Source organism: Herminiimonas glaciei, assembly GCF_042664955.1.
Taxonomy (GTDB): Bacteria; Pseudomonadota; Gammaproteobacteria; order Burkholderiales; family Burkholderiaceae_D; genus Oxalicibacterium; species Oxalicibacterium glaciei.
Genome location: NZ_JBHTBU010000001.1, coordinates 115,567 through 129,125, shown reverse-complemented (window position 1 = coordinate 129,125; position 13,559 = coordinate 115,567). Strand labels below are relative to the sequence as shown.

Sequence of the window (13,559 nt, the reverse complement as noted above, 5' to 3'; positions counted from 1 at the left end):
GCCGGCGTGACTTAAAAACCACGTCCGGGCAGGTCCTTCCCGGGTCAGCTCAGCCGGACTACGCTGTCAGCAATGATGGCGGCAATTTCGGTGCGGGTGTTTTACCGCCTACGGCGGCATTCCCATTACCGCGGGCACTATCAAACTGCATCACACCCCCATGATCATCATGATGTGCGACCAGCCGGCGTTCGGTTTGTAATTGTGCCAGCTCAGGTTCCGGCAGCCGGGCATAGGAAGCCAGGTCAGCCACCGCCACCGAGAATGGCCAACGGCGACGATTCAGGTTGCGAAAGCGAAAGTACTCGATCGCCGCCCATAGCAATAGCGAACCGGACAGCGCGATCACGATCAGGGCATAGGACACTGTCAAATGCCGGACAGTAAGCATATCGGCGGCATAGGTCAGCTCATTGATCGAGTGATAGCCCAGCATGCCGGCGATCAAGGTCAGCAAAGGCCACCACAGGTAAACGAAGAAACCCCAGAACACGATAGTAACCAGCGCGCTCACGAATTTTGTCAGTGGCGCCACCAGGTGCGGTTTATTCAGGATGAGCGGATTGGTTTGTTCTTGCAGGTCGCTAGTCATGATTGCCTCGATGCGGCTGCACTGCCGCTTGTGTATTGGTCGGTGGCAGTGCTTTCACGTGCACGCCATCTGCCGAGCCGACGCCGCGATCCGGGCTGACCCATACAGCACGACGTCCGCTCTTGCGGAACAGGACCTTGGGCACCGACCAAACAGTGGTGCACATATTCAGCATCCAGTAAAAGACCGGATACCAAATCATCCAGAAGTAATGGCGATACACCTTTTTGTCGTAATGGCGATCAAGGATCATGCCGACCATCACTTGCAACAGACAGGTCGTACCGATCAGCACGCCGTGCCAGCTCGGGAAAATCTCTACACGCCACAATGGCGGGATATAAATAAACAGGCTGAGGATGTACAGCACCAGTACTGCGAGCATGGTGTAGGCCCACAAGACTGACAGGTTGTATTCGATATAGACCAGCCACAATCGGCGCAGGTGCCAGTGCCGGAAAATATATGCGTATTTGAAAATCGCCTGCACCCCGCCCATCGCCCAGCGCAGGCGTTGCTTCCACAAGCCCTTGACGGTTTCCGGCATCAGGATCCAGCACAGTGCGCGCGGCTCAAAGCGCACATCCCAGTGGTTCGCCTGCAGCTTCCAGCTGATATCGATATCTTCAGTCAACATCTCCGGGCTCCAGAAGCCCACATCGAGCAAAGCGCGCCGACGGAACATCACCACCACACCGGATACCGTGAACAAACGACCGTAAATACGTTGCGTACGTTTGATGAGGCCCACGATGGAAGAGAACTCGCCTACCTGCAAACGCCCGAGCAAAGTGGAACGGGTCCGGATACGCGGATTACCGGTCACTGCACCCAGGCGCGGGCCGGTTTCAAAATGCTTGAGCAGCCACGGAATCGAATCCGGATCGAGGATCGCATCGCCGTCGATACACATCAGGAATTCACTCTTGGCAATCAGCGCAGCGGTATTCAAGGCCACGGCCTTGCCCTGGTTACGCGCCTGATGTACGACGCGCAGCTTCGGATGCGTTGCAATCAATTCATCGAGGATGGCGCCGGTGTTGTCCTTGCTGCCATCGTTGACGCAAATGATTTCGTAATCCGGATAGTTCAGGCGCGACAAGGCGTCTACCACGCTGCGGATATTGTCACCTTCATTGAAGCAGGGCACGATCACCGAAACCGGTGGCGTTGATTTCAATTCCGTCAGTGGATTCTGATCATGCAGGCTGGTCCTCTCATAACGCAGGTAATACGTAATACCACCGATGATCCAGACATAAGCCATGAACAATGGGTAGTAAAAAGTAAAACCAAAGAGGACGTTTTCAAAAGTCATGGCTATCTCCGCGCCGGGTGCGTTTCGACGGAGATTTCAGGCTTGATGATGTCTTCTTCCGGCTGGTTCGCATGGAAGTCGTCCGGATAGTAGCCAACGCCACGCGCGCCGGCCAGGCGCAACTGGCGTATCTGTGCCGCCAGCGTGGCCGACGGGATCGGCGTGTTATTGCGCCAATCCTTGCTTTGCAATTCAAAGACTGTCGTGCGCAACGCACCCGGCGTTTGTTTCACGGTATCCATCAGCCGTGCAAGCCAGGCGCTGGCGTCCTTCGCACCCTCCATATACGGCATCGCCATGATCGCGGTGTAATCGTAGGTCGCGAGGAAGCTGGGGTAAGTCTGTGCAAACCAGTCTTCCGAATCCGGATTCAAAATCGGCTCAGCGTAGATATTGCGCGCCGTCATCAATGCAGGCTGGTATTTGCGCAAGGTAGCAGCCAGGTGCAAGGTGAAATCATTCAGGTAAGCAGTTTTCTTCTGCGCCCACAGTCGACGCACTTGCGGATCGTTACGCATTTCTTCCATAGCACCGGACAAATGCCATTGGTCGCGATACACAGCGAGCGCGGCCGGGCTTGCATCTTCATAATCCGACAAGGTCGCGTCGTCGTGGAATAACACGCCGTAGAACGCTGAATGTTTGCCCAGGTCTTCGTATATCTCGGTAATGGTTTGCCGCGCCAGCGGGTCGAACGGTGACAGGCGCAAATAGCGGTTCTGCGACGCGGATGCAGGTGCACCCGGCATGGTCTGCACCAGATGCGTAGCGGCCGGATTGGAGTCAGGCAGTTTGAAAGCCATCACCGGCATCCAGGCAAACACCCGCACCCCGGCACGTGTACGCAACTGCCATGAGACACGTGTAAACAGATCGCTGCGCATCGGCATATGCCGATTCGGGAAATACAATGCATCGGCTACACCGTCGCCATCCGGATCGGCATAGGCTTGCAGGTAAACGGTAGTCGGGCGCAGGCGCACCATGCGATCCAGCAGTTTCGACAAGTTCGCTTCCTGTACTTCCGGATCAGGATCATAGACATAATCGAGATCGACATGGATCACGCGTTCCATCGGTCGTTCGACGCCATCGTAAGTCGCAGGTTGCCGCAATATTTCAGCCAGGCCGTTGAGTTCGGTATCGAATACCACCAGGGTACGGCGGATGTAATTCGGATCATCGTTGGGCGTATTCGGACCCGGTTCCAAATTCAGCGAAATCGGCATCCCGACCTCCGCTGCGATCTTGTTGGCGATCTGGCTGTTGGCACCATATGGCCACACCATCGCACGTGGACGCTTGCCGATTTCCTTTTCGATCAGGCTGGCGCTACGCTCCAGGTCGGCACGTATGCGCTTGGTATAGGCCTCATCACTTTCGTATTGCTTATTCTGTGGCCAATAAAAACGCGTAATGGCCGCCGGCATCATATTGCCCTGGGGATTACCAATGATGCCCTTGTGCAGGCTGTGCGAATGCGAAGCAACTTCAATCAGGCCGGATGCCTGCATCTCACGCACCTGATCCCAATTCACAAATGCCTTGCGCGGTGCCTTGATATCGCCGAACTGTACCGACTGGTCTTGCGGTGTCTGGATCCAGTCGCCGACGATTGCAATCAGGGCCGGAAAACCGAATTGCTTAAGCAAAGGGAAGACCTTGGTGTACATGCTTTCAAAGCCGTCATCGAAGGTCAACAGAATGGCCTTCTCCGGCAATGGCTTCTTGCCCGCACGCGCATCAATGATTTGCTGCAGGCTGACCGGGTGATAACCGTTCTGGTCCAGCCAGCTCAGCTGCGCCGCCAAGTCACGCGTATCCACCGCGGTCGCTTCCGGCCAGACCTTGAAGGTTTCACGCACGTTGTCACGCACATCGTGATAACACAGCACGCGATAAGACTGCGGCGAATCTATGCGTTGTGCCGCTATTTGCAAGCGCGGTACTTCAACACCGGCTGCTTGCTGCGCCGATGCGAAGGCCGGCAACAATGCGCTAAACAGCACGCACAGCCGGATCATGTTTTCAGTTTTGCGCAGACTGCTGAGCGCTATCGTCAACATATTCTTCACTTGATTGCCCAATTCAAATTCAAATACCCGTAATGACGTTTTTCACGCACACCGTCATACGGGTGCATGCTGACACCGAGGCCGTAGCCGATACTGAACTCATCATCAAATGACCAGAGGTGCCCGTACTGCAAGCCGGAGGTAGAACCGGTGTTAAAAGCCTCCTGCCAGTAGCGCCCGGTATAGACCTGCACTTGCTGCACCATAGACCGGCGATAGCGTCGCCATGTGCGCCACTCGCCGAGCAGGGCAACAGTGGCTTCGCGATCGCGGATCGGATTGAAATACACCACATCACGCGCACTGTTACGCGATGTCGCCAATGAAATCATCGAGTCCAGTTTGAAGATCGGACCACTAATCCAGCGCTCGGTCCATGCGATACCGAACACATCGCGTTGATTGCCATCGCTGAACTTGGTCGCAGACACTTCCGCATCGATGCTGCGTGATTCGTTTTGCTGCCAGGTCATGCTGGCCAGTACTCGACGACCGGTCACGTTCGCGTTGTATGCGGCGGCTGACAGGTCATTCACATTGCTGTCAGCGGCCAGACGCATGCGCCAGTGATCCGAGAAATACTTCACGAACTGCAAGGCAATACCGCTTTTGTCCGCGTTTTGCGTAGCCTGGTTAACTTCGCCTTCTATTTCAAAATCGCGCACCCGGTAATCCAGGCCAACACCGATACGGGTTCGTGGCACGCTCGTTTCAGTCGGCAATTGACGATCCACGCTACCGGTCGAACGCGACAGATGGGTAAATACGCGGAACGGCTCGCCCAGGGAATTCGTCAATGGCTCGGAGTAAAGCTGCGCATCGAAAATCGACTCGGCTCCGGCCAACTGCCCGCCCTTACCTATAGTCGTGCTGATACGTAAAAACGGTCGATCATGGATATCCAGCTTGCGCGCGAGATTTTGTACACCCTTGTCTTCCGGATAGTCATCCAGTAATGGTGGCAAGATAATCTTTGCCTGGGAAAATTCATTCAATGCCAACAAACTCTCACCACGGCCAACTTGCGCGCCCAATGATTTATGGTCATCGAGCTGCATCAGCGTGAATTCATCCAGTGCCGCCCGCGGATGTTCACGCGAACTTTGCAGGCTGGCCCAGGCCAGCCGGGTCTGTCCATTGAATGGTGCAATTGCACGCAGCTCCGCCAGATGCTTCTCAGCTTCTTTCAAACGATCCGCATACATGCGTATCAAGGCCGGTGTCACCGTTGCGGTCGGATAGTCGCCGTTTGGTGCTTCTACCGATGGAATGCCACGGTTGGCCAGTGTCGGCGTTACCTGCATGACACCATCGGCCAGTGCTTGTGCCTCATCATGTTGCTCGGCTTCGCTATACGCATATGCCAGGCCATTACGCCAGGTATCGACATTCGCGACATCACCGCGTCCGGCATCATTGATCGCTGCTATATACAAGTCACGCGCCTGTTCCGGTTGCTCCAGATAGAGATAGGCATCGGCCGCAGCTGCTTTCGCGTACGAAGGCATGGCAATACCGGCGGCTGACAATTCCTGATACAGCTGCACTACCTCTTTCATCATCTGGCGATCACGCAAGGCAACCATGCGATCAAACCGGGTTGCTGCTTGCGGCCCAAAGCGATCCAGAACACCCGCCGTTTCGGCCAGAGCCGTATCGGTCGTCTGGAAACGTGGCTTCTTTTCATCGACCGTCAATTGTGTTTCACCAAAATTGACGGTGTGGCCGGCAACTGAATGTGCCAGCTGCAACTGCTCTTCCCTGCTAAACCAGTCAAGATGTTTATCCGCGTTACGCGCCGCCAGATAAGGCATGCCCGCACCATTCAGTGAAAATACATAGCCGCGAAACGCTTCGCGCGATTGTGGGTCAAGCCGTAGTGCGTCCTGATAAGCATTGGCCGCATACAAGGCTTCTTCGCGACGGCTGTAAACAAAGCCCAATAAAGTGACCATAGGCGCATCACTGCGCTTGTATGCGGAACTGAAGGTCGGCAGGAAGTTTTGTACATACTGCAAAGCCGCATCGAATTGCTTCTGCCCGATCAACGCATGAACCAGGCCGGTACGCAACTCCATATCATTTGGATCGGTACGTAAGGCGTGGCGGTAGATTTTTTCCGCGAGCGACCAGCGCTCGACGGAACGAGCCGACTGCCCGAGTGATTTCAATACATAAGCAGGCGTACCGGCCACGGTCAGCGCATCGGCATAAGCAAGCGCGCTATTAAAGTCACCTGCCCAGGCAAGGACGACGACGAGGTCATACAGTACCTTTTGATTCTCCGGATATGCGCGATGCCATGCCTGCAGTTTTTCAATCGCTGGCGTGGTCTGACCGTCACGCGCGGCATGGATCACGGCATCATATTCAGTTGATGGGATAGCCGCTTGTGTAAAACCTGTTACGCCTAAACCCAAAAAACAAAATGTGATTCCCGAAACTGCTGCTTGTAAACGATTGCGCTTATTTCTCATGAGCTCGCTAAACAAAATGAATGTGAATTTATGGATGAAAATAAAGACACATCGTTAAGAGCGAATCGCCGATCAGTTGCGCCCGCCATCTTTAAACAGTGGCATCCATTCAAATAGATGCGTACAAATACATAGAGTTCCTACTCGTGCAAAACGGATGCGGATTTTCTCATGCTGGAAAATTCCCGAACGCCAAGAATTTTCTGAATCAACATCCAGGTATAAACGCTTGAATGGTGCGATCGCGCGAAGCGAATATTGGAAAGTAGAGCGGACTGTAGCAGAGCGTAAAAAAACACAATGTCAACAAATGCTAACAATTGACATGAAAAATACAAATGACCCGGAAAGAATGTTAAAGATTGATAAATCGAGTGTTTATGAGGGTTTCCGCACATATTACGAATCGGGATCAGGCTATTTTTTTAAATAAAAAAGAACAAAAACATAACTTATATTGACGACCGTTTACACACCGCTTCTGCTTGGTGACTAAGGTCTCTTCTGGATCAATTAATTTCGAATGAAGCAGGGAAACAACGATTTCCGGATTCGGAACAAAAAATTCTCCGACAGGAAAATACCTTGTCGGAGAATTGGATCTGCATCTTTGATTTTAAAAATTAGAACGCCCAACGCGCCTTGACGGAAGCAGTCTGGTTCACAAAATCATTGCGCGCTTCGGCGTCGTAGCGCAGTGCGATCTCCGTACCACTCGCCGTTTTGCGTACCAGCCCGAAACCACCACGCACTGTCCACGGCCGTTGTTCCATACCGTAGGTAGCAAATGCTGCTTGCGGCGCGCCGGCGAAGGCTGCAATGATGGAAGTATTGCCTTTCACCGCGGTATATGCGGCACCGAGATTGGCAACGAAAGTCGTTTTCTCATTCAGCTTGTGCGTCAGCTTGCCGTCGACAGCAAGCAGCAATTCATTTGCACTGCGTCCATTTACATTGAGGTTCAATGCACCGGCCCCGCTTTCCTGATAAGACTGATCCTTAATCCACGTATAGTCCGCACGCACCGATGGTGTAAAGCTGGTATTTGCATTCAAGGGCAAGATGCGACCGATACCAACACCCGCGTGTGCCGTCAGGCTTTTATAGTCAGCGTTGGCAGTGCTACCGGTGAAGGCGATGCGGCGGCTACCTTTATTGCTGTTTTGGCCGACATCAGCCTGGAAGTTGATTTCGGTATTTTCATCGAGTGTGTAGCTACCGTATCCAAGCAACTGGAATACATCGACATCCATGTGCTGTGGCGCTATTACGGAGTTGCCATCGACTTTCGCTTTTGCATAGGCAAAACCCACACCGAGACGGCTGCGCTCATTGGCGGCCATATCTGCACCTGCGACAAAACCGGTGCTGTTGGCCTTGAAGCCGGACTGGCCATCATGGTCATCCTGCCGCGCCCAGGAACCGAAGGGTTTAAACCAAACGTATTTATCTCCCAACATCTCGTCACCGGAGGACAAGCCGCGATTGCTCTCGATGCGCGCCTGTACGACACGATTGATGCTGCTGATAGAACCGGTAGCGGCGGCCATCGAACCGCCGTTGAGCAATGGCAGTGTTTGCGACACCGCATCCGATACCGCCTGCTTGCTGGTCAGGCCAACGAAATGACTACCGATCGCCCCGCCGGGATTCGCCGCAATGACCTGATCCAGTACGCTGGCGGCACCCAGTGCCGGCGTATTGTTCGCATCCCTGACACTGGCCAGCACCGTGGTACTCCCCGATTTAGTCAGCGTCAGGTGCACGGCATTGCCATCCTTGATGGCACCAAAATCAAACAGGGTCGAATTATCCGTGACCGCAAACGTGCCATCGCTATTCAAGGTCGTCGCAGTCAGGATGTTTTGCAGGCGATCGACGCTGAATCTGTAATCACGTGGGCTGACGTCGACCTCAATTTTCGCGTTATGACCCAGGTTAACCGTACCCTGCACATCGAGCTTGGCATAAGTCGTATTGTCACTTACACCCAGGCGCAATACGCCGGTATTGCTTTGCGTGTAGTCACCGCGCACCACGCCATTGACACCGCTACCCAGACTCAGCACGCCACTGTTATTGAAACCGTTGGTCGTCACGATCTCGGCCTGGTTTTCCATATAGATCGTGCCACCGCTGTTATTGCTGAGGCTGGTGGCAAGCAGACGGGTATCCGCTCTTAAATTAATGGTGCCGCTATTGCTGGCATTGCCATCCAAAGATAGCCACGCGTAGTTACCCACATCCAGTACGCCAGTTGCGGCTTGCGTGTATGTGCCCTGGATAGTCGCATCTACCCCGTCATCCACCAATACCGTACCTGCATTGACGAAGCCATTGCTGCCAACTGCGATGCCGTACATAGGCATGCCGGCAGAGGAGTATCCGTGTTCCAGATGCAATACAGCGCCAGACTCCACCTTGAAGCCCTGCACGTCTATTGCACTTTCATTGGTAAAAGTAGCGCCAGCAGCGACCGTGAAGTCGGTATTCTTCGCATAAATGTCACCCACATAACGCCCCGCCGCGCCATGCACACTCAAACCATTCAGGGTGGAATTGTCACTGACGTACACGGAGTACGCGTTGCCGCTGATAGTGCCGCTATTGACGATCTTGCCGTCTATCTGGCTGGCACCTGTTACGTTGATACCGTAGTTACCATCGATAGTGCCACTCGCCGTGTTGACGATATCGCCGGTGATACTTGCACCAGTGCGCAGATGGAGGCCGCTGTTTTCCGATGTATATCTGGCATTCGCACGGATGGTGCCGCTGTTTTGGAGCGCCACGCCATCCTCGTCCGCAGTCAGCGTAGAAGTGCTCTCGAGTAGCACCCCCGCGCGTTGGCCTTCGATCGTGCCGCTATTGCGTATACCGTCGGCGATCGTGCTGCCTGCAGCAAGCTGAATACCGTACGAATTAGTCCCTGTAATGGTGCCCCTATTGTCCACCCCGCCACCCAAGATGCCGCCCTGATCGAGGAAAATCCCCCTGTCCCTTGCGCTGAGCGTAGTTTCATTGTTGAGCCCTCCCCTAACCTCTCCCTGGTAGTCTATTAATACACCGATACCCAGGCTCAGGATGCTGCCCGTATTGTGGATGCCACCACTCAGGACTGAGCCATCCGACACGCCTATGGCAACCGTCGCGATGTCTTCGATCCGCCCCGTATTGCTGATACCACCAGCAACCGTAGCATTACTATAGAGCGTGATCCCACCCTGAAAAATATCGCCGTTGTTAACGATGCCTCCGGCCTGAATGCTGCCGCCATATATATTTATCCCCGTATAGCCGGAGGTGCTGATAGTACTGCCGACATCATTCAATATGCCGTTGGCTACAGTCGTACGATCGAGGTTGATACCAGCGATTTGCTGACCGAAGACCTCGATAGATCCACCGTTGATATTCTTGATGCTATCCACGCTGGAGGCACGCAGAGTCAGTGTATTGGCAATCAGGCCGCCATCATTGATGAGGGAACCACTGATGGTCGCGCCATTCGCATATAGCGCACCGTTTGAGTAGTTGGATCCATTGGCGACGGAAGCCAATATACCGGTATTGCGGATATCGCCGGCGACGCTGCCGTAATCGATAGAGATACCGATATTGGTATCTGAACTTATACTGCCGTGATTTGTAATGCTATTAATGGCGCTGCTCGTGTAAATGGCCGATACACCAGTGCTGAGAATAGAACCGCTCGCACCAACTTCTACGCTGGCACCACTACCAAGTACACAGTTGTCACCGGACGTCGCACTATTGATCACCGTGGGACCGCTCGCACATAAACCAGCCGCAGACACCTGGCCCGCGCTCAACAGAAGTGCGGCAGCGCCGATTAAAGTGGCCGCACAAGTCGTGGCTGCCCGGCCCCGGCTTGATGATTTTTCATGGGTGACGATAAATGCCGAGCGCGCTTTGCTCCAGACGATGCGATATGCCTTGTTCACGATAGCTTCCTTCCTGTTGACGCGACTGACGCGCGCTTTATCTTGTAAAAAACCAAGCTAGGAAGTTATCGAAAAATTGCCGTATGGAATCGAGCAAACCTGAGCAGTACCCGACCAGAACAGTCGGATTCCCCTGCCGCCCTCACTCGTTCAAACAGCCCCGGTATTCGGCAAGCGCAAGGAAAATGTGACCATCTTCGCGGCGATATTGTTTTCCAGATGCACACTGCCACCGTGCATTTCGGCGATACGCTTAACCAGATACAAACCCAAACCGGCGCCCGGCTGATGTTGTGCTGCATGTCCGCGAAAGTATTTCTGGAACAGGCGCGGCACCTCGTCTTCGGGTATGGGCTCACCATGGTTGCTGACTGCAATATGCAAATCACCGCCCTCCGCTGCTGTCGCGTTGACATGGATGGTCCGGTCTGTAATGGAATGCCGATCGGCATTCGCCAACAAGTTACGCAATGCCACCTGCAGTAAACCCCGGTCACAAAAGAAAGAAGCCGGCAAGCTTTGCGCGGACAAGGTGATGCGTTCCGTCGGCCACTCTGCCAGCGTTGCTTGCAGCACCTGCTGTGTGTCACACACCGCAGGCCGGTAAGCCGTCGCGCTCGCCTCCATCCGATCGGCGGTCAGGTATTCATCCACCAATGCGGCCATGCGACGTGCGGCATCACGCAGGTTCTGACATCGCACCAAGGTTCTCTCACGCGCTGCATCGAGGTTCTTCGCAATTTGCTGTGCGGTCGTGTTGATGATCGCCAAGGGGGTACGGAATTCATGGGACACCATGGCCACGAAATCCTGCTGTTCTTCCTTGATTTTCCGTTCCACATCCAGCGCCTGTCGCAACTCTTGTTCAAGTTGCATCCGCTGCGCGATTTCCTGTTGCAAGGCTTCGGTACGCTTGGCAACCTGGTGTTCAAGACTTTCATTCAATTGACGCACTACGCGAACAGTTTCCGCCTGCGCCATTTCCTTATCACGGCGCAAGCCGTCGTAGCGGAAGTTCAAGCGCAAGCTCATCAATACCGTATGCAGGAGAGCGCCTATCGCGATTGCATGATCTGTCCCGAAATTCGTCGGTACCACTGCCATATTGCGCAAATAGCTGATCACCGCACCAGCGTAGAAAATCCCGAATACCAACAGGAAAAAGCGCGCCGGCTTGTGGCCGTGCAGTACCAGCCACAACGCGATACTGATAAACACCGCTATCAGCGCCATCGCCACCTGCTGCATCAGGATAACGCCCATGGAGAAGCGCCCGCTCAGTATCAGTACAGCACTAAGCAAAGCCACCGTGCGCGCGCCATACAAGACAAAACGACTGAAGCGCGGCCACACCGGACGTAATTCCAGCTGCTGCAAGGAAAAGTGCACGCCTACGGCGAGACTGGCGCACATGGACAAGCCAAGCAAAGGATCAGAAAACGCGACGGGAATATCGAACAATTGCTGTGGGATTGCGACCGTCATCAACTCGGTCAGGATATTCATCGATACATACAGCAAATACAGCCCACTCTGCTTTTCCCTTGTCATGCGCCAAAAAAACACATGCAACACGATCAGCAAGGCAAAGCAGCCAAAGTACAAACCATAAAAAAGATACTCACGGCGCGAAGAGTCGCCGAAGGCCAGGCGCGACCAGACTTCCACATTGGTCGACATCGCATTCTTGCTCTGCAGGCGAATCAGCCATATTTCGCGCCCGGCAGCCGCCATCCGTATTGGCAACACCACATTGCGGGTATCCAGCGGCCACGCCGCACGACCCACATCTTCGCCGGCAAGCTGTTCACTCCACGCATGGGCACCATTGGGCCGATACAAGCGCACATCATCGAGCAAGGCATTCGTAAAGCGCAGGAACCATTCTTGCGGGGCATCTGCCTGCCGCTCCACAACCAAACGCAGCCAGATCGCATCTTTCGTATAGCCGGCACTCAGGGCTGCAGGTATTGCTTGCCAGTGATCCGATGCCAAAGCGTCGTCCGGCGTCAATTGCGCCCCCGGATCACGCAACATGGACAAATGGCCACTGCCGCTTACTTTCCGTGTACCGGCTTGCAAGTCGAGCGCAGATTGAGCCAGGCCCGACAAGGGCAGCAGGATGGAAAATAGAAAAAGGATGGAAAATATGCGTTTCATCGGCGGCGAGAATAACATGTGCGCAGTTGATTCTGTACCTGTGTCAACGCTCAGAAACACTCAGGTATAAAACGCGGGGAATCGGCTATCCTTATACGATGTACAAGCTTATTCTGCTCGAAGACGAAAACGTATTGCGCCAGGAATTGGCCGAATTCCTGACGGACCTCGGCTATGCCGTCGATGCCGCGTCCACCCTCGCCGAGTTCCACGACATGTATTCTGTCGCCAGCCATCATATGGCGGTGCTGGACCTTACCCTACCTGATGGTGATGGCATGGCATTGATACGACAGTTGCGCGGACAGGGGCATCGGATCGGCATCGTCGTACTGACCGCACGTGGCGGGATGCCCGACAAAATTGCCGGCTTGGGTGAAGGGGCTGATTATTATCTGGCCAAAACCGCCGATCTGGATGAGCTGGCCGCCACCCTCGCCGCCCTCAAACGCCGCCTGGCGCAACCGGAAGCGAGTAATTGCTGGGTCCTCGAAGTCGGTCGACGCCGCCTGTTACCACCCGGCCAATCTGCCATCTCCCTCTCACAACAGGACGTAACCGTGTTGCGCACGCTAATGGCCGCGCAAGGTGAAATCGTCAGCCGATTAACCATCGTACAAGCACTGGGGGAAGATTTCCTGCATTACGACCAGCGTCGGCTGGATACGCAAATGCGACGCTTGCGCCGCAAGGCGGAAGAGACACTGGATATGGAATTACCCGTCAATACGGCGCGCAACGCCGGCTACAGTTTCTTTGCGGCGGCGGAAATCCGGCCGTGAACACTTGCCGGTGAATTGAACCTATCCTTGTGCAACCTGTAACTGGGTACCGTCAAGCGCCCAACGCCGGACGCCACTATATATAGCTGCAGCTTTCCCGCCCGGACAATTAAACCTATCCCACCCCTCAACTGCTTTCCAAAAAAACAATAAAAGTCCAGGATCTGTTTCCGAATTTTTATTATTTCAT

At 54.2% G+C, this 13,559-nt stretch carries 7 protein-coding genes; 1 reads left to right on the top strand and 6 read right to left on the bottom strand.

Annotated elements, in window-relative coordinates; translation table 11 throughout:
• Positions 1–58: 58 nt before the first annotated feature.
• From pgaD to ACFQPC_RS00570, 6 genes are all read right to left on the bottom strand, one after another.
• On the bottom strand, positions 59–592 hold the full coding sequence (pgaD, locus tag ACFQPC_RS00595; RefSeq protein ID WP_382269729.1) for a poly-beta-1,6-N-acetyl-D-glucosamine biosynthesis protein PgaD: 534 nt from the start codon (positions 590–592) through the stop codon (positions 59–61).
• On the bottom strand, positions 585–1,910 hold the full coding sequence (gene pgaC / locus ACFQPC_RS00590; protein ID WP_382269728.1) for a poly-beta-1,6-N-acetyl-D-glucosamine synthase: 1,326 nt from the start codon (positions 1,908–1,910) through the stop codon (positions 585–587). Before pgaC ends, pgaD begins: the two co-directional genes overlap by 8 nt.
• Positions 1,911–1,912: 2 nt before the next feature.
• The gene (gene pgaB / locus ACFQPC_RS00585) at positions 1,913–3,976 is read right to left on the bottom strand and encodes a poly-beta-1,6-N-acetyl-D-glucosamine N-deacetylase PgaB (RefSeq protein WP_382269727.1); all 2,064 of its coding nucleotides are present in this window, start codon (positions 3,974–3,976) and stop codon (positions 1,913–1,915) included.
• Between the two features lie 5 nt (positions 3,977–3,981).
• The gene (pgaA, locus tag ACFQPC_RS00580) at positions 3,982–6,462 is read right to left on the bottom strand and encodes a poly-beta-1,6 N-acetyl-D-glucosamine export porin PgaA (protein WP_382269726.1); all 2,481 of its coding nucleotides are present in this window, start codon (positions 6,460–6,462) and stop codon (positions 3,982–3,984) included.
• 623 nt (positions 6,463–7,085) lie between these two features.
• Positions 7,086–10,427 (bottom strand): autotransporter domain-containing protein, encoded by a 3,342-nt coding sequence (locus tag ACFQPC_RS00575; RefSeq protein WP_382269725.1) that lies wholly within the window; start codon positions 10,425–10,427, stop codon positions 7,086–7,088.
• Positions 10,428–10,577: 150 nt separating this feature from the next.
• Positions 10,578–12,605, bottom strand: a complete 2,028-nt coding sequence (locus tag ACFQPC_RS00570) for a sensor histidine kinase (RefSeq protein ID WP_382269724.1) — start codon at positions 12,603–12,605, stop codon at positions 10,578–10,580.
• An 80-nt stretch (positions 12,606–12,685) separates the two neighbouring features.
• Here ACFQPC_RS00570 and ACFQPC_RS00565 point away from each other — a divergent pair, with 80 nt between their 5' ends.
• Positions 12,686–13,369: a response regulator transcription factor gene (locus ACFQPC_RS00565; protein WP_382269723.1), complete on the top strand. Its 684-nt coding sequence runs from the start codon at positions 12,686–12,688 to the stop codon at positions 13,367–13,369.
• The last annotated feature ends 190 nt before the right edge of the window (positions 13,370–13,559 follow it).

Bases quoted from the DNA above. Each gene is read 5' to 3' on its own strand.
- ACFQPC_RS00570 (WP_382269724.1), bottom strand. From the start codon at position 12,605: ATGTTATTCTCGCCGCCGATGAAACGCATATTTTCCATCCTTTTTCTA.
- pgaC (WP_382269728.1), bottom strand. From the start codon at position 1,910: ATGACTTTTGAAAACGTCCTCTTTGGTTTTACTTTTTACTACCCATTG.
- pgaB (WP_382269727.1), bottom strand. From the start codon at position 3,976: ATGTTGACGATAGCGCTCAGCAGTCTGCGCAAAACTGAAAACATGATC.
- pgaD (WP_382269729.1), bottom strand. From the start codon at position 592: ATGACTAGCGACCTGCAAGAACAAACCAATCCGCTCATCCTGAATAAA.
- pgaA (WP_382269726.1), bottom strand. From the start codon at position 6,462: ATGAGAAATAAGCGCAATCGTTTACAAGCAGCAGTTTCGGGAATCACA.
- ACFQPC_RS00565 (WP_382269723.1), top strand. From the start codon at position 12,686: ATGTACAAGCTTATTCTGCTCGAAGACGAAAACGTATTGCGCCAGGAA.